Annotated in this window: 18 protein-coding genes; 15 read left to right on the top strand and 3 right to left on the bottom strand. The window is 55.0% G+C overall.

Annotation, left to right across the window (positions count from 1 at the left end):
* Positions 1–23: 23 nt before the first annotated feature.
* The 3 genes from QT397_10315 to QT397_10325 all read right to left on the bottom strand — a co-directional run bounded on the left by QT397_10315 (position 24) and on the right by QT397_10325 (position 2,979).
* Positions 24–1,076 carry a nitronate monooxygenase gene (locus tag QT397_10315; protein ID WNZ57711.1) on the bottom strand — a complete coding sequence of 351 codons (1,053 nt, stop codon included), beginning with the start codon at positions 1,074–1,076 and terminating at the stop codon, positions 24–26.
* 130 nt (positions 1,077–1,206) lie between these two features.
* Positions 1,207–1,944 (bottom strand): TIGR04219 family outer membrane beta-barrel protein, encoded by a 738-nt coding sequence (locus tag QT397_10320; GenBank protein ID WNZ57712.1) that lies wholly within the window; start codon positions 1,942–1,944, stop codon positions 1,207–1,209.
* Positions 1,945–2,106: 162 nt separating this feature from the next.
* Positions 2,107–2,979, bottom strand: a complete 873-nt coding sequence (locus QT397_10325) for a LysR family transcriptional regulator (protein WNZ57713.1) — start codon at positions 2,977–2,979, stop codon at positions 2,107–2,109.
* Positions 2,980–3,176: 197 nt separating this feature from the next.
* Between QT397_10325 and leuC the strand changes: the two genes are divergently transcribed.
* The 15 genes from leuC to purF all read left to right on the top strand — a co-directional run bounded on the left by leuC (position 3,177) and on the right by purF (position 22,065).
* Positions 3,177–4,625, top strand: a complete 1,449-nt coding sequence (leuC, locus tag QT397_10330) for a 3-isopropylmalate dehydratase large subunit (GenBank protein ID WNZ57714.1) — start codon at positions 3,177–3,179, stop codon at positions 4,623–4,625.
* On the top strand, positions 4,625–5,272 hold the full coding sequence (gene leuD, locus QT397_10335; protein WNZ57715.1) for a 3-isopropylmalate dehydratase small subunit: 648 nt from the start codon (positions 4,625–4,627) through the stop codon (positions 5,270–5,272). The genes leuC and leuD overlap by 1 nt, the downstream gene beginning before the upstream one ends.
* Positions 5,273–5,287: 15 nt before the next feature.
* Complete coding sequence (gene leuB / locus QT397_10340; protein ID WNZ57716.1) at positions 5,288–6,361, top strand: 3-isopropylmalate dehydrogenase; 1,074 nt, start codon at positions 5,288–5,290, stop codon at positions 6,359–6,361.
* 99 nt (positions 6,362–6,460) lie between these two features.
* Positions 6,461–7,576: an aspartate-semialdehyde dehydrogenase gene (gene asd / locus QT397_10345; GenBank protein WNZ57717.1), complete on the top strand. Its 1,116-nt coding sequence runs from the start codon at positions 6,461–6,463 to the stop codon at positions 7,574–7,576.
* Between the two features lie 190 nt (positions 7,577–7,766).
* Positions 7,767–8,762 carry an Asd/ArgC dimerization domain-containing protein gene (locus QT397_10350; GenBank protein WNZ57718.1) on the top strand — a complete coding sequence of 332 codons (996 nt, stop codon included), beginning with the start codon at positions 7,767–7,769 and terminating at the stop codon, positions 8,760–8,762.
* 197 nt (positions 8,763–8,959) lie between these two features.
* The gene (locus QT397_10355; protein WNZ57719.1) at positions 8,960–12,343 is read left to right on the top strand and encodes a FimV/HubP family polar landmark protein; all 3,384 of its coding nucleotides are present in this window, start codon (positions 8,960–8,962) and stop codon (positions 12,341–12,343) included.
* Positions 12,344–12,475: 132 nt separating this feature from the next.
* Entirely contained in the window at positions 12,476–13,369 is an 894-nt protein-coding gene (gene truA / locus QT397_10360) for a tRNA pseudouridine(38-40) synthase TruA (protein WNZ57720.1), read from the top strand.
* 125 nt (positions 13,370–13,494) lie between these two features.
* A complete protein-coding gene (locus QT397_10365; protein WNZ57721.1) occupies positions 13,495–14,103 on the top strand; it encodes a phosphoribosylanthranilate isomerase in 609 nt (202 codons plus the stop codon).
* A gap of 576 nt (positions 14,104–14,679) precedes the next feature.
* Entirely contained in the window at positions 14,680–15,903 is a 1,224-nt protein-coding gene (gene trpB, locus QT397_10370; protein ID WNZ57722.1) for a tryptophan synthase subunit beta, read from the top strand.
* Between the two features lie 92 nt (positions 15,904–15,995).
* Positions 15,996–16,805 (top strand): tryptophan synthase subunit alpha, encoded by an 810-nt coding sequence (gene trpA / locus QT397_10375; protein WNZ57723.1) that lies wholly within the window; start codon positions 15,996–15,998, stop codon positions 16,803–16,805.
* Between the two features lie 160 nt (positions 16,806–16,965).
* On the top strand, positions 16,966–17,820 hold the full coding sequence (gene accD / locus QT397_10380; protein ID WNZ57724.1) for an acetyl-CoA carboxylase, carboxyltransferase subunit beta: 855 nt from the start codon (positions 16,966–16,968) through the stop codon (positions 17,818–17,820).
* A 76-nt stretch (positions 17,821–17,896) separates the two neighbouring features.
* Positions 17,897–19,171, top strand: a complete 1,275-nt coding sequence (gene folC, locus QT397_10385) for a bifunctional tetrahydrofolate synthase/dihydrofolate synthase (protein ID WNZ57725.1) — start codon at positions 17,897–17,899, stop codon at positions 19,169–19,171.
* The gene (locus QT397_10390) at positions 19,152–19,796 is read left to right on the top strand and encodes an SPOR domain-containing protein (GenBank protein ID WNZ57726.1); all 645 of its coding nucleotides are present in this window, start codon (positions 19,152–19,154) and stop codon (positions 19,794–19,796) included. Before folC ends, QT397_10390 begins: the two co-directional genes overlap by 20 nt.
* A 241-nt stretch (positions 19,797–20,037) precedes the next feature.
* The gene (locus QT397_10395; protein WNZ57727.1) at positions 20,038–20,532 is read left to right on the top strand and encodes a CvpA family protein; all 495 of its coding nucleotides are present in this window, start codon (positions 20,038–20,040) and stop codon (positions 20,530–20,532) included.
* 45 nt (positions 20,533–20,577) lie between these two features.
* Positions 20,578–22,065, top strand: coding sequence for an amidophosphoribosyltransferase (gene purF / locus QT397_10400; protein ID WNZ57728.1), 1,488 nt, complete (start codon positions 20,578–20,580; stop codon positions 22,063–22,065).
* Positions 22,066–22,224 lie beyond the last annotated feature (159 nt).

The following is a 22,224-nucleotide window of genomic DNA, read 5'->3' on the forward strand; positions in this document are numbered from 1 at the left end:
ATGGTAGTTGCCAATAGCTCCCTTCATTGACTCGCTTCCAGCTCTGCTACTAAAGCTGTCACCAATCCGGCTGCGGGCAGGGCTCGTGCGAGAGGGGCTCCTTGCCCGGCCCATTGAACGGCATATTCGTCATTGCCCGCTTTTGCAGCTGCTTGAGCCAGGGCTTTGCCCGCGGAGTAAGCGATCGGGTAATCCGGCAGAGGGGGAGCGCCCTTACTTAGTGCTTTATAGAATTGGTTGCTGATACCGCGAGCGGGGCGCCCGGAAATATTGGCGGTGATCTCTGTGTGCTGTGCGCGCTCACTTTGCAAGGCGCTGCGGTAGCTGTCGGAGGCCGCAGATTCCGGACAGAGGACAAATGCGGTTCCCATTTGCACGGCACTAGCCCCGAGAGATAGTGCAGCGCGAATGCCAGCGCCATCCATAATGCCACCCGCAGCAACGATTGGTAGGCTACTGTGGCAACACAGCAATCGCACCAGCGCCAGAGTTCCAATTTCCTGGTCGCCCTCTGGGTGGAAGACCCCCCTATGCCCACCAGCCTCAATACCTTGGGCAATTAAAACATCGATATCAGCATCCTCAGCCAGTTTGGCTTCTTGAGGAGAGGTTGCCGTGGCCATCAAGATAATCCCTGCACCTTTTAGTGCGGCGATAAACTCTTCTGACGGTAGGCCAAAGTGGAAGCTGACAACCGGTGGCTTTTGCTCGAGCAAAACTTCCAGCATGGCCTTATTGCCGATAAATGTTGAGTAGGGTTCATTGATCAGCTTGGGAACCGGTGCATCGAGGGCGGCAAAATGTGGGGCGAGATGGGAAAGCCAGGCTTGCTCCCGTTGGGGATCTTTTGTCGGGGGCTGGTGGCAAAAGAGGTTTACATTAAAGGGGTGCTCGGTCTGGTCGTGAGTACAACGAATTTCATCTACGGCTTTTTCCACTGAGCAGGCGCCGAGTCCAAGTGAGCCGAGTCCTCCTGCATTGGATACAGCGGCGGCGAGAGCGGGTGTGGATACCCCGGCCATGGGTGCTGCAAAGATGGGATGGGAAATTCCGAGTTTTTCGAGTAATGGATTCATGGCCCTGCCTGTGAGTTGCGCTCCCCTTCTGGGCCACCTTAGTGCAGATTGTGCGAGGTAGCTATACCTCGCAGGCGTTACTGCTGCAAAAGTTTTTGGGGAGCGCGAACAGCAATCCTAGGTGGATTGCTTACAGGTGCAGGTTGAAACCGATGTATGGTCCTTTGATTTCAATATCGCTCTGCAAGTCGTCGAGCTCTTCCAGGTCGAGAGTCATTACGCGGTAACCAGCTTCGATAGCAAAGTCGACAGCCGGTACAAAATCCCAGCGCACTTTAGCTGTCAGGTCGGTATGGGTATCGCCACGGTAGGCTGTTGCATTGCCTTGGGCAATTACAGACCAGCCGGTAAATGGAAGATCAAAGCGCGCCATGCCGTAGGCCATTGGCAGGTAGCCAGTGAGGTCGACAGTCTCTGCCTGGGTATCGCTCACTGCGGTAAATTCACCGTCATACATACGCGCGGTCAAACCGACATCCAGGTTTACCCAGTTGTCCAAAATTTCGTAGTAAAGGGTAGCGTCGGTATGGGTGAGGTTCAGATCTGTGCGGATTTCTGAATTGGCAGTGAAGGTTTCATCATCAAAAGTAACGGAGGTGGCCAGGGTATCGTCACCGTCGGTATCGATATTGCTGTGGGCCAAAAGCACATTGGGCACCAGGGGAATGGGGTGTTCCAGGGCAACCTGCAGGAAGGTAATGTTATCTTCCGAGAGGGACAGGTTATCCAGCTTATATTCGTCGGTACCGATATTACCGCTATAGCCTGGCAGCCATGCGCCGGCGGTAGCATCAAGGCCGAGAATAGTATCTGCGCTTGCGGTGCCGCAGGCGAGGAGGGTACTCAAGGCAAGTGCGGATTTCTTCATTGACTTCACTCCGTGATGAATTTGTCGCGGAGTTTACAGATAAATTTTTCCCGTGCCGTGGCTAAGTTGCACATTTTTACAAATCTTTAACGTTTTGCACTGGTAAAAATGGTGCGTTTGGGTATTGCCTGTTAGTAAATTGGTCGCTTTTTTCCTGCCTCACTAAATAGCTGCTTCGAACAACATCTGTTGTAGCGCGCTGGCGGGATTGCTCAGTGTTCGGCCCCGGTGACTGATTACGCCAAGGTTTCGCAGTACTTGCAGCTTTTTGACTGGCAGCACTGCCAGGCTGCTGTCCACCAGTGTGTGGGGCAGAACACTCCAGCCGAGACCGACACAGGCCATCATCTTAATGGTTTCCAGATAGTTGGTTGCCAGCTTCGCGGTGAGTTTTAACCCCTGGGCATCAAACTCTCTTTTGATCAGGCGCCCGGTATAGGTATTCATATCCGGCAGTATGGCGGGATAGTTGGCGAGGTCGGTGAGTTCCAGTTCCGGCAATTTTGCCAGGGGATGATCCGGGGCCGCCACCACAACACAGGGGTCGGGCCAGATCACTTCGGCATTCAGGTGCGGATACTCCTTAAGTGCCAGGGTGACCACGGCCAATTCATATTTGGCGGCCATCAGGGCTTCGTAAGCTTGTTCCGAGTCGACAAAATCGATGTCCAAGGCAACCTGTGGGTAGCGGAAACTGAACTCTTTCAGCACTGGAGGTAGATGATGTAGACCCACGTGATGGCTGGTGGCGATACGCAAGCTGCCGCTGACCGAGTTGCTCAAAGCGCGCAACTCCCGCTCGGTGTCGCTGATTTCATTAAGTATATGGCGGGCACGGGGCAGTAGGGCGCGACCGGCATCGGTGAGCTGCAATCGCCGCCCAATACGATCGAATAGAGGGGAGCCCAGTTGCTGCTCCAGGGCCGCCAGGCGCTTACTCATCGCGGGCTGGGTCAGGTGCAGCAGCTCGGCGCCTTCAGATACCGAACCCTGTTCGGCAATTGCCAGAAATGCCCGCAGCCACTGTAATTCCAAGCTGTTTCCCCTGAAGCGGTTTGTCGATAAAGGCTCAAATTGAGCCGCTGGATAAATGGCAGAGACGCCAGAAGATGGATATTACCCCAGTTTGGCTTTCGAATTCCATTTAGGAATACTTTAGATAATAAATATAAATTGGTGTTATTTGGTGGGGCTGGGTAGACTCAGGCTCTTAACTACTGAGAGGAATGGCTGTGGCAGGGCAAACACTCTACGACAAACTCTGGCAGGACCACCTGATCAAGAACTGTGATGATGGCTCCTCACTTATCTATATCGACCGCCACCTGATTCACGAGGTGACCTCCCCCCAGGCGTTTGAAGGCCTGCGTCTGGCTGGTCGCAAACCTTGGCGCAAGGATTCGCTAGTCGCCACTCCCGACCACAATGTGCCTTCCGAGGCGGCCGAGCGCGCCGCTGGCGTCAGTGGTATTCGCGATGATATCTCCCGAATCCAGGTGCAGACCCTGGATGAGAACTGCCGTGACTTTGATGTAGTCCAGTTCGGTATCAATGAGCCGGGGCAGGGTATTGTGCATGTGATCGGGCCTGAGACAGGTGCGACACTGCCGGGTATGACGGTGGTTTGTGGCGACTCACATACCTCCACCCACGGGGCACTCGGCGCCTTGGCCCACGGTATTGGCACTTCTGAGGTGGAGCACGTGATGGCTACTCAGTGCCTTACCCAGAAGAAAATGAAGAATATGCTGGTTCGCGTCGACGGCCAGCTGCGCCCAGGTGTCACTGCAAAAGATGTGGTGCTGGCGATCATTGGTAAAATTGGCACTGCTGGCGGTACCGGTTTTGCGATTGAATTTGGCGGCGAAGTGATGCGCAACATGTCCATGGAAGGCCGTATGACCGTGTGCAATATGGCCATTGAAGGCGGTGCTCGCGCGGGGATGGTGGCGGTAGACCAGATCACTCTCGATTACGTGAAAGGCAAGCCCTACGCGCCGAAAGACGAAATGTGGGATCGCGCAGTTGAGGCCTGGAGCCATTTGCACTCCGATGACGATGCGGTATTCGACGAAGTCGTGGTATTGATCGGTGAGGATATTGAGCCGCAGGTCAGCTGGGGTACTTCCCCTGAGATGGTGGCGCCGATCAGCGCCCAGGTGCCTACTCCCAGTGACGAGAGCGATGCCACCAAGCGTACGGGCATGGAGCGAGCGCTGGAATATATGGGGTTGAACGCCGGGCAGAATATCAGTGATATCAAACTGGATCGCGTATTTATCGGCTCCTGCACCAACTCCCGGATTGAAGATCTTCGCGCAGCAGCAGAAGTTGCCAAGGGCCGTTACAAGGCGGATAGCGTCAAGCAGGTGCTGATTGTTCCGGGCTCCCAGGCCGTAAAAGCCCAGGCTGAGCGCGAGGGGTTACACGAGATTTTTGTTGAAGCCGGTTTTGAGTGGCGCGAACCGTCCTGTTCCATGTGTCTGGCGATGAATGCGGACAAGCTGGGGGCGGGAGAGCACTGTGCTTCCACCTCCAACCGCAACTTTGAAGGGCGCCAGGGTTACGGTGGCCGCACGCATCTGGTGAGTCCCAGTATGGCGGCAGCGGCTGCAATTGCCGGCCACTTTGTCGATGTGCGAGAGATGGCACCGGTACAGCTGGAAGAGGAGATGGTCTGATGAAAGCGTTTACCCAGCACGAAGGTCTCGTGGTACCGATGGATCGGGCCAATGTGGATACTGACCTGATCATCCCCAAGCAGTTTTTGAAATCCATTAAGCGCTCTGGCTTTGGCCCGAACCTGTTTGATGAGTTGCGCTATCTGGATGAGGGGGTTCCCGGGCAGGACTGTTCCGGCCGTCCGCTCAATCCGGACTTTCCCCTTAATTTCCCCCGTTACCAGGGTGGTTCAGTGCTGATTGCACGGGAGAATTTTGGCTGCGGTTCCAGCCGTGAGCATGCGCCCTGGGCATTGGAAGATCACGGCTTCCGCGCAATTATCGCGCCCAGCTTTGCCGATATCTTTTTCAATAACTGTTTTAAAAATGGTCTTTTGCCGATTGTCCTGGCGGAAGATGTCGTGCATCAGTTGTTTGAGGAAACACACGGGCAGGAGGGCTATGCGCTCACCATCGACCTGGAACAGCAGCATGTGCGCAAGCCCTGTGGCGAGCTGATTCCATTTGAAGTGGATGCTTTCTACAAGCACTGTTTGCTAAATGGTCTCGATCATATCGGTCTGACCCTGGAGCACGCCGACGATATTCGCGCTTATGAGCAGGCGCGCCGAGAGAAAGCCCCCTGGCTTTTTGATGCGGTTCAGTAATTAAAGGAAATTCCTGTGACGAAAAAAGTAATGATTCTGCCGGGTGACGGCATTGGTCCGGAAATTGTTGAACAAGCCATGGCGGTGCTGGAAGTTGCATCGGGAAAATTCAATCTGGGGCTCAGTTTTGAGCAGGGCCTGATTGGTGGCTCGTCTATCGATGCCCACGGTGAGCCTCTGACCGACGAAACTCTGAAGGCGGCGGGTGACTGCGATGCGGTGCTGCTCGGTGCGGTAGGTGGCCCCCAGTGGGATACCCTGGAGCGGGAAATTCGCCCGGAAAAAGGCCTGTTAAAAATTCGCAGCGGCCTGGGCCTCTACGCGAATCTGCGCCCGGCAATTCTCTACCCGCAACTGGCCGATGCCTCTTCGCTAAAGCCTGAAGTGGTCGCCGGCTTGGATATTCTGATTGTGCGTGAATTGACCGGCGGCATTTACTTTGGTGAGCCGCGCGGTATCAAGACACTGGAAAATGGTGAGCGCCAAGGCTTTAACACCTACGTGTACAGCGAATCAGAAATCGAACGCATTGCCCGCTCTGCCTTTGAGGCGGCACAAAAGCGCAATGGCAAACTCTGTTCTGTAGACAAAGCCAATGTACTGGAAGTGACAGTGCTCTGGCGCGAGGTGTTGGATCGCCTGGCTCCGGAATATCCCGATGTAGAGCTGTCCCATATGTACGTGGACAACGCGGCGATGCAATTGGTGCGGGCGCCCAAGCAGTTTGATGTGATGGTAACTGGCAATATGTTCGGCGATATCCTCTCCGATGCTGCCGCCATGCTTACCGGTTCCATTGGGATGTTGCCCTCCGCCTCCTTGAACGAAAGCGGTTTTGGTCTTTACGAGCCCTGCCATGGCTCCGCTCCGGATATTGCTGGCCAGGGTATCGCCAACCCGCTGGCGACTATTTTGTCTGCTGCCATGATGTTGCGCTATTCCCTCGATATGAATGAGGCGGCAGATGCGATTGAAGCAGCAGTGAGCAAGGTGTTGGAGCAGGGTTTGCGCACTGCCGATATTTATACCGACGGCTGCCAGAAAGTCTCTACCGCAGAGATGGGCGCTGCCGTTGTAGCCGCACTTTAAGTTTCGATTCCACAAGTTTCGAAACCGCAATTTTCGATTCCACTATCGCGCCGCTTTCCCGGCGGCGCACTTTGACCACCTCACATACAGGACACCGCAATGCAAAAAATAGGTTTTATCGGCTGGCGCGGCATGGTCGGCTCGGTATTACTGGAGCGCATGCGAGCAGAGGATGACTTTGCCCATATCGCCGACCCGGTTTTTTTCTCAACTTCCAACGCCGGAGGCACGGCGCCGGACATCGGCAGGCCCCTGCCGCCACTGGGCGATGCTTACGATATTGATGCACTGAGACAGCTGGATGCGATTGTCAGCTGTCAGGGTGGCGATTACACCAAGGAAGTTTTTACCCGCTTGCGAGAGGCCGGTTGGCAGGGTTACTGGATTGATGCGGCTTCCAGCCTGCGAATGCAGGACGATGCTGTGATCGTGCTGGACCCGGTTAATCGCGATGTGATTGATCGCGCGATTGATGCCGGACAGAAAAACTTTATCGGCGGCAACTGCACAGTGAGCCTGATGTTGATGGCTCTGGGTGGACTGTTTAAGGCGGGCATGGTCGAGTGGGTTACCGCCATGACTTACCAGGCGGCCAGCGGTGCCGGTGCGCGCAATATGCGCGAGTTGATTGCGCAGATGGGTGCGCTGCGCGATGGTGTGGCAACAGAGCTGGCCGACCCCGCCAGTGCCATTCTGGAGATTGATCGCAAAGTAGCAGCAGATATGCGTTCAGCAGAATTCCCCACCGCAGAATTTGGCGCGCCACTGGCAGGCAGTTTGTTGCCCTGGATCGATACCCAGTTGGAGAATGGCCAGAGCCGCGAAGAGTGGAAGGCGCAAGTTGAAGCAAACAAGATTTTACAGACCGAAACCCCGATTCCTGTGGACGGCACTTGTGTACGTATCGGTGCCATGCGCTGCCACAGCCAGGCTTTCACCATAAAATTGAAAAAAGATTTGCCACTTGCCGACATTGAACAATTGTTAAATGGTGCCAACGACTGGGTAAATGTGGTGCCCAATGAGCGTGAGGCTACGGTGCAGAACCTGACGCCAACAGCAGTTACCGGAAAGTTGGATATTCCTGTTGGTCGACTGCGTAAATTGAGCGTTGGTCCAGAGTACTTAAACGCCTTTACTGTAGGGGATCAGCTGCTTTGGGGCGCCGCAGAACCCCTGCGCAGAATCCTGCTGATTTTACTCGGCAAACTGTAACTGGTACGAACCTGAGTAAGTCCTCTACTAAGAGTGGAAATAGGCCACTTTAGTGGAGGACTTTTTGCCAAGCTGTGAACTTCTTCGCGTAAAAAACGGCTACTGTTTGTCATAGCGCCTTTTTCGAATTTTCCCCACGGGTATAATCGCCCCTCATTTTTCCCTTTCCAATTCAATGAAGTGATTTGCCATGTCCGAAGCCACCCGCGAACTGGTCATTGTCGGTGTTGATAACGCCGCCTTTGGTCCCCTGCTGGAAGTACTCGAAGAGCGTGAAGTAATTTCCGCCGAGCAGCTGAGTTTGCTGGAGACTGACGAACGGGAAGTAGACCCCCAGGTATTTGCCAATCGCAATATTCCGGTGGAGTCCCTGGAGAAATTTACATTTAACGATAAGCAGGTCGTGATTCTGCTGAGCGCCGGCGAAGCCGTTGAAGCTGCCATGGCTGCCGCAGAGCAAAATGGCGCCTGGATTGTAGACGTGGCCAACAACACCCGTGGCGATGAAAGTGTTGCCCTGGTACACCCAATGTTTAACAGCGGTGAACTCGCTTCTGCCGAGCGCCGCGTTGTTGCGCTGCCAAGTGCCGGCGCCTCCATGGTGGCGGAAGCCCTGGCGCCCCTGAAAGATAAACTGCAAGCGGTAGAGGTACAGCTCAATCAGCCGGTGTCTGCTCTGGGCAAGGCCGCAATTGATGCGATGGCGGCACAAACCGCGCGGATGTTTAGTGGGCAGGACGCAGAAATTGATCCTGAGATTGGCCACCGATTGGCGTTTAACCAGCTCAGTGCCTGCGAGGCTCTGCTCGCCAGTGGCCACACCCTCAGTGAGCTGACTTTGGTTCACGACCTGCGCCGCTTATTTGGAGACGCGGTAGCAGTCGATGCCAGCATCAACACGGTCTCTGTTTTCCACGGTCAGCTAGCTAATTTGGGCGTCGCTTTAACTGAAGATGTCGATCTGGAAAAAGTGCGTGCGCTGCTGGCAAATGGCGCTGGTCTCAAAATGGCGGAGCAGCCCTCGGCAGAAAGTGCGGTGGGCAGTGACGTGACAATCATCGGCCGTTTGCGCCAAAGTCTACTCAACAAGCGACAGTTAAATCTTTGTGCGGTGTCTGACAACCTGCGTAAAGATGTAGCAATAAACTGTGCACAAATTGCCCACTTGTTGCTAAAAAACTACTGATATTTAATACTTAGCGGCCATAGTGAAGGTGTAATCTTAACTTTGGCCTGGCTGAGACTGGCGAAAAATTCGCCATAGTTGGCGGCTGCCTAAACGGCGGCTAATTAGTTGAACGATTACCGTTCAGTAATGGGGATATTCTGAAGGCGCGCTTTTCGGAAACCCTGGGAAGGTTCTAACAATAAAGGGAATCGGATATGCGTGTGCGTAAGTTGGCACTTGCAGTTGGTCTAGTCGGTGCACTGGGAAGCAACGCGGCTCTGGCGCTTGGACTAGGTGAGATCAAGCTCAACTCGACCCTTAACCAGCCTCTCGATGCGGAAATCGGACTGCTGCAGACTCGCGGTTTGGAAGATACCGAAATTAGGGTTCGCCTCGCAGGTCCTGAAGAATTCGAACGCGCTGGTGTCGAGCGCTCTTACCTCCTTACATCTTTAAGTTTTGAAGTGGACTACTCCGGTGGCAAGCCGGTTATCCGCATTTCCAGTCGCGACGCCATTCGCGAACCTTTTTTGAATTTCCTGGTTGAGACTCGCTGGCCCAGTGGCCGTCTACTGCGCGAATATACGCTGCTAATGGACCTGCCGGCGTTTTCCCCAACGGCTGCGCAGCAACCCGTGCGCGCAGCTGAGCGCGAGCGGCAGCAAGTGCGTCGCACAGCCCCAGTTCAGCAGCCCCAGCCTCGCACAACACCGGCCCCGGCTGTTCGCCAGGCACCGGCCGAACCAGCCCCAACTGAAAGGACTGCCCCAGAAACTCGTGAGCCCGCTCGTCCGCAGCCACGCTTTACGACTACAGACACCAGTGAGAGCAACAGCCAGGTATATGGCCCGGTAAGTTCCTCCGATACGTTGTGGGAAATCGCGCTGCAAAATCGTGCCAGTCGCGAGTTCTCTGTTCAGCAGACCATGCTGGCGATTCAAAGGCTGAACCCAGAAGCCTTTATTAATGACAATATCAACCTGTTGAAGAAAGGTGCCGTACTGCGCCTGCCCAACAGCGAGGATTTGCGCACTCTGACTATGACGGAGGCGATTTCTGAGGTGGCTCAACAGAATGACTCCTGGCGCCAGCGCTCCGAAGTGGAAGTGGCTACCGGCGCACCGCTGGATGCCCGTGCGGTTGAGGAGGAGTCCTTTGTCAGCGAAACGGTTGAAGGACGCGTTAGCTTAGCCGCTCCGGGAGACAATGAGTCCGTTACCTCCGGTTCTGGAGTCGGCACTGATGACAGTGAGGCGCTGGAAGGCGATCTCACAGTAGCTGAGGAAGAGCTGGATAAGTCCAAGCTCGAAAACACTGAATTGCGTGAACGTATCGCCGAGCTCGACGAGCAAATCGATACCATGGATACGCTGATTGATGTTTCCAATGAGGAATTGGCTGCGGTGCAGGCCGCCGCGGAGCAGTCAGACGTGTTGCTCGACCCCACTGAGGCGGATGGCGTTGAAGTAGAGTCTTTAGATGACAGCCTGACTGTTGAAGACAGCGAAGAGTTTGATGTTGCTGCTGATACGGAAGAAGAAACTGTTGAAGCCGAACCAGCTCCAGCAGAGGCGCGTAACCGTGTAGTTGAAGTTCAAACCAAGCCCAAGCCAACCTTTATGGAGCAGCTGGCCGATAACGGAATGCTGATTGGCTTGGGTGGTGCGGGTCTGCTGGCCGCTATATTTGGCCTGTTCACCTGGCGTCGCCGCAAGGCTGAACAAGAGGCGCAGCAGGAACTTGAACAGCAGATGGCTATGGAACAAGAGCCGCTGGATATTCCTGAGGATATTGCCGAACCCGATGAAACTCTCGCTGCAGTTGAGAGCATGGAGGCAGACGATACCTTCGATCTGGGCGATCTCGGCGATGTAGGCACTGATGACCCAATTTCTGAAGCGGAGATTCACCTGTCCCTGGGGCAGTATGAGGAAGCGGAAAGCAAGCTGCTGCTGGGCCTGGAAAAGGACCCGCAGGTAGTCGATGCGCGCCTGATGTTGATGGAGGTTTACGCCCACAACCAGGACGTTGAAAAGTTTGACGATCACTACCGCCAGCTGCTTAGCATCAGCGACGGTCCTGCTGCCGATCGCGCCGCCCGCCTGCGTGAATCCATTGCTGGTGCGCCGGATTTTGAAGCCCCAGCTATGGGTCTTTCCAATGAGTCCTTCGAAGCGGCGCAGCTCGACGATATCGGCGCGGCCCTGGACGATGACTTCACCAGCGCCGAGCCGGGACTGGTTGGTAGCGGTGACGCGCTGGAGCCGGATACCTCTCTCCTCGATGACCTGACTATGGATCTGTCATTGGATGAGGAAAGCTCTGATTCTGAGCAAGAGCTGTCCCTGGATCTGGAGTTGGATAGCAGCTTTGAAGAGCCGTTGCAGGCGAGCGCAGATCAAAGCGAGTCGCTGGATACCGAGTTCAATCTGGATGATTTGGACCTGGACAGTGCTCTAGACGGAGACAGCCAAGAAGTTACTGCTGAGGTATCGGAACCAGAAGTTGAAAGCGATTTAAATCTTGATGAACTTGATTTGGGTGAGTTGGACCTGGGTGATCTGGGCTCAAGTAATCAAGAGCCCGCTTTGATTGAAGACGATTTGGGGCTTGAGCTTTCTGATAACACAGAAGAGAGTGTCGATGCTCCAATAGAATTCGATACCTCTGATTTGGATCTGGATTCCCTCGACTTGGAGCCGGCGGCAGAAGAAAACTCTGAGGCCTCAGTTGAGGCCCAGCTGGAAGAAAAGGCAACTACCAGCGGTGGTTCCGTTCCGGGTTTGGATTTTGAGCTGGATCTTTCCATGATGGAGGAAGAGATTCAGCCCCAGAAAGAAGAAGAGATTTCGGTTGAGCTGGATACGGCCTTTGAATTGGATGATGCTCTGGAGCTGGATTCCGTTGACAGCGGTTTGAGCGAGGAGATCTCCCTGGCAGAAGGAGTCTCCTCTGCCCAGGAGTCTGCAGAAGAGTTATCCATGGATGACTTCTCTGATGGCGATCTGGAGATGATCGGCGGCGACTTGGATTCCGACCTGGATCTTGACGGTATCGACCTGGATGATATTGCTGCGGATCTCAACGCAACTGAGCAGCCCTCGGCAGAGGTAGCCGCGGCCAGCAGTGAGCCGGCAGCAGATTTATCCCTCGATGCTGACTTGGATACTCTCGATGCTGCAGGTATGGAGCTGGCCGGGGCTAGCGACCTGGACTTCAATGCGGATGCAATCGAAGAGGAGTTTTCCCTGGAGGATGAGCTGGCTCTCATCGATGAATCCACTGAGGGTGATTTGACTCTTGAGCCAGAACCCCTGGTTGAAGCTAAGCCTGAAGCGACAGAGCAGGTTGAGGCGATTGTCGAAAAGCCGTCAGATTCTGACTTTGGTGACCTCGACTTCAACCTGGAAAGCGACCTCAATTCAGAGTTGAGTTTGCTGGAAGGCGGCGATGAGATGGCGACCAAGTTGGAGTTGGCTCAAGCTTATATGGATATGGGTGACGAAGAGGGCGCTAAGGATATCCTCAAAGAGGTAGCCCAGGATGGTGGCGGTGAACACAAAGACCGCGCCGAGGAAATGCTGGAGCGGATGGTGTAAGCTAGCAGCGTATTCCGTTTTTGAAAAAAACCTCGCACTGGTTGCGAGGTTTTTTTATGTTTACCGGGAAGTTCCCGGCAGTGATTTTTACCCGGCGCAGTCGCAGCGGGGAGAGCAAGTGGTTTTGGTGATATGAGTCAGGTGACGCAGAGGGAATATATTTACAAGCCCAATGGGGAGGTCCCTGAAGGTGAGGGGCTGCCCGAAGGGCTGCGCCGCATAGCCCTGGGCGTTGAATACTGCGGAGCCAAACTGCACGGTTTCCAGAAGCAGAAGTCTGCATCGGAGACTGTCCAGGCTTATCTGGAGCGGGCTTTATCCACTATTGCAGCGGAGGATGTGACCTTGGTTTGTGCCGGGCGTACTGATGCGGGCGTTCATGCTACCAATCAGGTCATTCACTTTGATACCCGAGCGCAGCGCCCGGACCGCGCCTGGGTGCAGGGAGTTAATACCAAGTTGCCGGATTCAGTGCGGGTGCGCTGGGCTCGGGAAATGCCGGCGCAGTTCCATGCACGTTTTTCCGCTCACGCACGCAGTTATCGCTACCTGATCCACAGCGCACCGACCCGCTCGGCCCACAGCGCCGCTGAGGTAACCTGGACCCAGCACTTACTGGACTTGGAGGCGATGAGTGAGGGAGCCAGCTACTTGATTGGCCGCCACGACTTCACCAGCTACCGTGCCTCTCAGTGCCAGGCCAAGAGCCCGGTGCGCGAAATTACCCGCCTGGATATTGCTCCAGTGGGTCAGCTGGTTGCCTTGGAAATTAGTGCTAACGCATTCCTTCACCATATGGTGCGTAATATCACCGGGGTTTTGATGGCTGTGGGGCGAGGTGAGCGTCCACCAATTTGGGTAAAAGAGGTGCTGGATCAGCGGGACCGCTCCGCCGGAGGCGTGACTGCACCGCCGTTTGGCTTGTATCTCGTTGATGTGCGCTATCCGGATCATTTCCAGCTTCCCCAATGTGAGCCTGGGCCACTGCTGGTGCCACAGCCTTTGGGTGCTTTGCTTTCCAGTTAGACTGCTGAATTTTTCGAGGCTAAAGCAAATCTGGGAGAGGGCGTGCATTTCGCGCCTTCTGACTATCTGCTAGTATCCGTCGTTCCCTCTTTTGATCGGCCAGCCGGCTGAGTCCAGGTTACACGATGCAAGTAAAAATATGCGGCATCACTTGTATAGAAGATGCTCTGATGGCTGTAGATGCGGGTGCCGACGCGTTGGGCCTGGTATTTTATAAGCCGAGCCCGCGCTATATCGATCTTGATATGGCAGCTAAAGTTGCAGCAGCAGTTCCCCCATTTGTCACCCTGACGGGGTTATTTGTCGATGCGGCACAGAGTGAGGTGGACGCTGTACTGGAATCGGTGCCGCTCAACCTGTTGCAATTCCACGGCGATGAAAGAGCCCGTTTCTGCGAACAATTCCGGCGCCCCTATATCAAAGCGTTGCGGATGAAAGATGACCTCGATGTCAAAGCCGCAATGACTGAGCACCCCAAAGCCCGGGGTTTTCTATTGGATGCCTACAGGCCTGGTGTCCCCGGTGGTACCGGAGAGACTTTTGATTGGGACAGGGTTCCCCAAGATAGCAGCCGCCCGATTGTCCTCGCCGGTGGCTTGAATCCCGCGAATGTAACCGCAGCAGTAGAAGCTGCGCGCCCACAGGGGGTGGATGTGAGCGGCGGTGTAGAGTGGCAGCCGGGACGCAAGGATCGAGAAAAAGTTTTTGCGTTTGTCAGTGCGGCGAAGAGATAGATTTAGAGGCGGTACCGGAAGTGCCGCCCGCCGGCTTGGCCGGCGCGGGCCAGTAAATACCAGCAGATCGACGCATCTGCGCCAGTATTTTCTGGCGACGTTTGAATAGTTCAGGAAGAGCTAGGGCTAATAGTATTGAAGCGGCACAGGGAAGTGTCGCCCGCCGGCTTGGCCGGCGCGAGCCAGCAAATACCAGCAGATCGACGCATCTGCGCCAGTATTTTCTGGCGACGTTTGAATAGTTCAGGAAGAACTACGGCTAATAGTATTGAAGCGGCACAGGGAAGTGCCGCTTGCCGGCTTGGCCGGCGCGAGCCAGTAAATACCAGTAGATCGACGCATCTGCGCCAGTATTTTCTGGCGACGTTTGAATAGTTCAGGAAGAACTACGGCTAATAGTATTGAAGCGGCACAGGGAAGTGCCGCCCGCCGGCTTGGCCGGCGCGAGCCAGCAAATACCAGCAGATCGACGCATCTGCGCCAGTGTTTTCTGGCGACGTTTGAATAGTTCAGGAAGAACTATTCAAACAGTAGGTAAACAGAAAGAAAGTTTTAACCCCACGTGACCCACGGAGTATGAGTGTGAGTAAGCCAGGTGCTATCGATTTTTCCACCTTCCCGGATGCGAGCGGACATTTTGGTCCCTACGGCGGTCGCTTTGTATCGGAGACGCTGATCAGCGCATTGGATGAGCTTCAGGCAATGTATAGCCGCCTGAAAGATGATCCGGATTTTGTCGCTGCCTTTGATCACGATCTGGCGCACTACGTAGGCAGGCCATCGCCGCTGTATCTTGCTGAGCGACTGACTGAGCAGGCGGGCGGTGCGCGAATCTGGCTTAAGAGGGAAGACCTGAACCATACCGGTGCGCACAAGGTAAATAACACGGTGGGCCAGGCACTGCTGGCCAAACACAGCGGTAAGACCCGTGTTATTGCCGAAACCGGCGCTGGTCAACACGGTGTGGCTACGGCAACCGTGGCGGCGCGTCTCGGTTTGCAGTGTACGGTTTATATGGGTGCGGAAGACGTTAAGCGCCAGTCCCCCAACGTATACCGTATGAAGCTGCTGGGGGCAGAAGTGGTGCCGGTGGAATCCGGTTCCAAGACCCTAAAGGATGCCATGAATGAAGCCATGCGCGATTGGGTAACCAATGTCGATAATACTTTCTACATTATCGGCACTGTGGCTGGTCCTCACCCTTATCCGCAATTGGTGCGCGACTTCAACTCTATTATCGGCCGTGAAGCCCGTCGCCAGAGTTTGGAGCGCTTTGGCCAGTTGCCCGATGCGCTGGTGGCCTGCGTCGGTGGTGGTTCCAATGCGATCGGCCTGTTCCACCCGTTCCTGAATGACGCTGAAGTGAAAATGTTTGGTGTCGAAGCCGGCGGTGAAGGCCTGGCTTCCGGTAAGCATGCTGCACCACTGAATGATGGTATTCCCGGTGTTCTGCACGGTAACCGCACCTACCTGATGGAGGATGATGACGGCCAGATTATCGAGACTCACTCGGTTTCTGCGGGGCTCGACTACCCGGGTGTTGGCCCCGAGCACTCTTGGCTGAAAGATATCGGCCGGGTGGAATATGTCACCGCCGATGATGATGAAGCCCTGGATGCCTTCCGTCGACTCACTCGCACTGAGGGTATTTTGCCGGCATTGGAATCCAGCCATGCAGTCGCGTACGCGCTCAAGTTGGCGGCTTCCATGAGCCCTGAGCAGAATGTCCTGGTAAATCTCTCCGGCCGAGGCGATAAGGATATTTTCACCGTTGCCGCTATCGACGGTATCGAGGTGTAGCAATATCACCGCCCGCCTCTGAGGCGGGCAAAATGGGTGAAGATCAAATAATTGAGCTGGCTTTCTGCCAGGAGTAGCTCAGGGAATAGACTGTGACAGAACAAAATAGAATTGATCGCCGCTTTGCCAAGTTGCGCGATGAGGGCCGCAAGGCGCTGGTAACTTATATTGTCGCCGGCGATGGCGGCTTGGAAAATACTGTGCCGTTGATGCATCAGTTGGTGGCCAGCGGGGCCGATGTTATTGAACTGGGGGTGCCATTTTCCGACCCCATGGCAGAGGGCCCGGTAATTCAGAAAGGGCATGAGCGCGCACTGGCCAATGGGGCTTCGCTGCGCAAATGTTTGGCATTGGTGAAAGAATTTCGTCAGTCGGATAGTGACACCCCGGTAATCCTGATGGGCTATGCCAATCCGATTCAGCGTATGGGTGAACTGGAGTTTGCTGAAGCGGCGTCCACTGCGGGTGTCGATGGTGCCCTGACCGTAGATCTGCCAGCTGAAGAGTCCGGTTCCCTGAATGCCTTTTTGGCGGAGCGCAACCTGCGCAATATCTTCCTGCTGACGCCTACCACCACTGAAGAGCGTATTCGTGAAATTACCGATGTTGCCAGTGGCTTTGTTTACTATGTATCCCTGAAAGGGGTTACCGGAGCAGGCCACCTGGATTTGGATTCAGTGCGTGACAATCTGGACCATATTCGCCAGTTTACCGATCTGCCCTTGTGTGTTGGCTTCGGTATTAAAGATGGTACCTCGGCCCGCCAGGTCAGTGCCCATGGCGACGGTGCTGTAGTCGGTAGCGTGCTGGTGTCGGCAGTAGATGCGGCGGCAGACCTGGAAGCCGCTAAAACGGCGGTTGGAGCTATTGTCAGCGAGATGCGCGAAGCCCTGGATCGCTAAAAGCAGCTATAGGTCTAAGCACAAAGCTGGCCAGAAAGCCAAAAATAGCGGCTGATCTGGCCGGGTTTGTTGTTCAGCTTAGTGTTTTAATTCCTAGCCTGAAACCCACTGGTCGGTAAAATGTGCCGGCCCAAAGAAAGCCTCCGGATTTGGAAACGAGATGAGCTGGTTAGAAAAAATTGTCCCTGCGGTAATTCGCACAGAGCGTCGCACCGGCAGCAGCAAGGTCCCCGAGGGGGTTTGGAAGAAGTGCGTCAAATGCGATGCGATGCTTTATCGCCCGGAGCTGGAACGCAATCTGGATGTGTGCCCCAAGTGCGATCACCACTTTAGAATCGGCGCCCGTCGCCGCCTGGATATCTTCCTCGATGAGGAAGGTCGTGAAGAGCTGGCCACCGATGTGCAGCCGGTTGATCGCCTGAAGTTTAAAGACGTCAAAAAATATAAAGACCGATTGGTACAGGCACAAAAATCGACTGGTGAGAAGGATGCCCTGATCGCCATGCAGGGCAGCCTGAATGGTGCCCCCCTGGTAGCGGTAGCATTTGAGTTCGCTTTCCACGGTGGCTCCATGGGCTATGTGGTCGGCGAGCGCTTTACCCGTGCCGCTCAGCGTGCCTTGGAGCAGCGTATCCCGCTGGTTTGTTTCTCTGCTACCGGGGGTGCCCGGATGCAGGAGGCCCTGATCTCCCTGATGCAGATGGCCAAAACCTCGGCGGTGCTGGAAAAAATGAAGATGGCCGGTGTGCCATATATCTCCATTATGACTGACCCGGTATACGGTGGTGTTTCCGCATCCCTGGCCCTGCTGGGTGATATCAATGCGGCGGAGCCCGGAGCGCGCGCTGGTTTTGCCGGCCCGAATATTATCGAGCAGACCATTCGCCAGAAATTGCCGAAAGGTTTCCAGCGCAGTGAGTTCCTGCTGGAGCACGGCGCAATTGATATGATTATTCCTCGCAAGGAAATGCGCTCTACAGTGTCCCGCATATTGGGTAAACTGACCGGCAACTGATTTCCATTCCCTTGGGGTAATGCTGTGATCAGCTTAATTTCCGCTGATTGCAGCCCCATCATCGATGTTTTCAACTATGCCTTCACTGCAAGATTGGCTCTCCCGCCTGGAGCAGCTACACCCTTCCGAAATTGAATTAGGTCTTGAGCGCGTCGCGTCTGTGGCCGATGCACTGGGTATCCAGAAACCGGCACCGACAGTAATTACTGTGGCGGGCACCAATGGTAAGGGTTCCTGCGTGGCGACTATGGAGGCGCTGCTGTGTAAGGGAGGGCGCTCCGTAGGCGCTTACAGTTCCCCACACCTTCTGCGCTTTAACGAGAGGGTGCGTATCGGGGGTGAAGAGGTTGCCGATAAAGATCTCGTGCTGGCGTTTGAGGCTATCGAGGTTGCTCGCGGTGAGACCAGCCTGACCTATTTTGAATACACCACCCTGGCGGCGCTCTGGTTATTTCAAAGGGCAGGCGTCGAGTTTGCACTTCTGGAAGTTGGCCTGGGTGGACGCCTGGATGCAGTTAACCTGGTGGATGCGGATCTCGCTATTATCACCAGTGTTGCCATTGATCACGAGGACTGGCTTGGCAGTGACCGGGAAATAATCGGCCGTGAAAAAGCCGGTGTCCTGCGTGCTGGGGCGCCTTTTGTCTGTGCTGATAGCAATCCCACCCAATCTGTGCTGTCTGCGGCAGAAAAATTGTCCAGTTCCAGTTACTTTATGGGTCAGGATTTCTCTCTTAACTTGGGAGAGGGTAAAAAAGAACTTTACCGTTTTGGTGAGTTGGAACTTGCGATCCCCCCGATCAGCCTGCCGCGCCCAAGTATCGCTGCTGGGATTACCGCGCTGGCTCTGCTCAATGTATTGCCCCAGGGTGGGATCGAATCTGCACTGGCTGAAATTGCCCTGCCTGGGCGCTGTCAGCAGGTTCAATGGCAGGGGTGTAACTTGCTGTTGGATGTGGGGCACAATCCGGCAGCGGCCGAACACTTGGCTAAATGGCTTGCAGATCACCCTGTAGATGGTGAGACCCATGCGCTGGTAGCGGCCATGGCCGATAAGGATTTGGTGGGACTCTTCGCGCCTTTGCGGGATGTGGTGGATGCCTGGCACCCCGCAGAGTTACCGGGCAATAGCCGCGCTGCGAGCGGAGAGACCTTGCTGGAAGGTCTGGCCGCAGCAGGTGTTGAGGCAACGAACGCCAATAGTCGCTGTCCAAGCGTCGCCGATGGTTTACAACAGCTGCTGCCGACCATTGGTCCACAAGACAGGTTGCTTGTATTTGGTTCCTTCTTTACTGTGGCTGAGGTTCTGCAGCAGATGCGAGACGAAGGTAATGGAGAATTGCGAGGGTAAACCCTCCCGCCGAGGGCGATTGAACGACGGATTTAAGCAGCGCATTGTCGGTGCGCTGGTTTTGGCTGCGCTTGCCGTTATTTTCTTGCCCAGCCTGTTGGACCGGGAGGCCGCAGGCAATATCAGTGAAACCAGCCAGATTCCGGCGGAGCCGGATATACGCCCTATTGAAATTGCCGAGCCGCAACCGGTAGCGGATGCTATGCCTGCACCGGCGCCGGGTGAGGCTTTCCAGCCGGACCTGCCAGAGAACTTCTCCAACCCGAAGGCACCAGTAGCTGATGAGGGGGAGGGGCGGTCAGAGATCGCCAAGAGTGATGAGCCGGAGGAAAAACTGGCCGCGCCGAAGAAGGGAGCCTCGCCCCTTGTGGATGCCTATGGCCTGCCTGTGGCCTGGGTGGTTCAAGTGGCTTCCTACCGGGATGAGTCCAATGCGGACAAGCTGCGTTTGCGCCTGATGAACGAGGGCTACAGTGCCTATACTCGGGCAGTGGATACAGACAAGGGTCGCCTGGTGCGGGTCTTTGTTGGGCCAAAGGTCAACAAGGCTGATGCCCATCAGCTGAAAAAAGAACTGGATACCCTTCTGAAAGCCCAGACTCTCGTGCTTCAGTTCAAGGCCTGATCGGGCCTTTGGCTTCAGGTTGCCACCATTTCAGTCCGAGGAGGATGGTGGCAACTTGCTGGCAGACTTCCACTTTGCACTTTTATTCGCAATTAACCGATTGCCACTGCGCCAAACGTCCAGGGAAAGCGGTACTAAAAGTAATAAATTCCAATCGGTTGGCCTACGGCTTCACGCGCTTAGTCCCTTCAGTTAGAATGCGCGCTCTTCGCGGCAGCAGCCGCCACGCAGGTAGGATTGAATGAATTGGGCTGACTGGATCATTCTGGCTATTGTGGGTATCTCCACGCTTATCGGCCTTAGTCGAGGTTTCATCAAGGAAACCTTGTCTCTGCTTACCTGGATTGCCGCCTTTATCGTCGCCATGATGTTTCGCGACCAGCTGGCGCCAATGCTATCCAACCTCGTCGACACCCCCTCCCTCCAAATGATTGCAGCTTTTGGCATCCTGTTTATCGGCACCTTACTCGCTGGCGCCGGTCTCAACATGGTGCTTTCTGCCTTTGTTGAGGCAACTGGGCTATCCGGTACAGATAGAGTGCTGGGAATGGCGTTTGGCTTGGTGCGGGGAGCCATTGTCGTGATGGCGCTGTTGATCCTGGCTCCGGCATTGGTGCCGGTGGAACAGGACAGCTGGTGGAGTCAGTCTGTTCTGATTCCCCATTTCCTCGAGTTTGAGGATAGTGCGCGGGAGCTGGCGGGCTCCGTTAAGGAATTCTTCGTAAAGTTGTTTTAAATAGAGCGCCAAAAGCGCTCTTCTCGAGTCAATAGGGTCAAATATATGTGTGGTATCGTCGGTATCGTCGGTAAGAGTGACGTCAATCTGCAGCTCTATGATGGGCTCACTCTGCTACAGCACAGGGGACAGGATGCCGCCGGTATCGTTACCTGTGACGATGATCGCCTGAACCAGCAGAAAGCCAATGGTCTGGTTCGCGACGTATTCCGCGCGCGCCACATGGAGCGTCTGAAAGGCAATTTTGGTATTGGTCACGTCCGCTACCCCACTGCCGGCAGCTCCGGCCCGGCGCTGGCTCAGCCGTTCTACGTGAACTCTCCCTACGGCATCGCCATGGCTCACAACGGCAACCTCACCAATGTGCACGAGGTGGTCGATGAGATCTTCCAGCAGGACCTGCGCCATATCAATACAGATTCTGATTCGGAAGTGTTGCTGAACGTGTTCGCCCACGAGCTGCACAAGTTGCACAAGCTGCAGCCGAAAGCCGAAGATATCTTCAGTGCGATGCGCTCTGTACATAAGCGCGTGCGCGGCGCCTACGCTTGCGTTGCCCTGATTGTCGGTTACGGTATTGTTGCTTTCCGCGATCCCAACGGAATTCGCCCACTGGTTTACGGCAAGCGTGAAACCGAGAAGGGCACCGAATATATGGTGGCTTCCGAGTCCGTGGCTCTGGACGTACTGGGTTACACCTTGGTGCGCGATGTCGCTCCTGGCGAAGCGCTCTATATCGAGCTGGATGGCACTGTGCACTCCGAGCAGTGTTCAGATAACCCGTCTTTGACTCCCTGTATTTTTGAGCATGTGTACTTTGCCCGTCCTGACTCCATTATGGATGGCGTATCGGTACACAAGGCGCGTTTGCGTCAGGGTGAGCATCTGGCGGACAAAATTCTCAGCATGCGCCCGGATCACGATATCGACGTGGTTATCCCGATCCCGGATTCTGCCCGCACAGCAGGTCAGACGGTAGCCCACCGCTTGGGGGTGAAATTCCGTGAAGGTATGGTGAAGAACCGCTATATCGGCCGGACCTTCATCATGCCCGGTCAAAAGCAGCGCAAGAAGTCGGTTCGCCAGAAGCTCAACGCCATCGAGCTGGAATTCCGTGGCAAGAATGTGTTGCTGGTAGATGACTCCATTGTGCGCGGTACTACCTGTAAGCAGATTATCCAGATGGCCCGCGATGCCGGTGCTGCCAAAGTGTACTTCGCCAGTGCTGCCCCTGCGGTAAAATACCCGAATGTCTACGGTATCGATATGCCCTCCGCCACTGAGCTTGTGGCTCACGGTCGCACCACCGAGGAAATCTGTGAGGAGATTGGCGCAGACTGGTTGATCTACCAGGAGCTGGAAGATCTGGTAGTCAGCTCCAGCGGCGGCAAGCAAAAAATTGATCGCTTTGATTGCTCTGTATTCGACGGCAATTACATCACCGGTGATGTGGACGAGGAATACCTGAACGACCTGCACGCTCAGCGCAATGATACGGCCAAGCGTAAAAAGGCCGACGCCAACGCTTTGTAATTCGTCCTTGGGGGAATATCTAAATATCCCTTACCTGATTTGGCGGGCGGCAAAAAACCGTTTTTTGTAGCCTGCCAATAGTAAAAAAGCGTAAGCGTCCTTTTCTCGCGGCAGAAGAGGGCGCCAGTTAAGATCGTTTCGGTTAAGATGACTGCTTCC

It is taken from the genome of Microbulbifer sp. MKSA007 (assembly GCA_032615215.1).
GTDB lineage: Bacteria > Pseudomonadota > Gammaproteobacteria > Pseudomonadales > Cellvibrionaceae > Microbulbifer.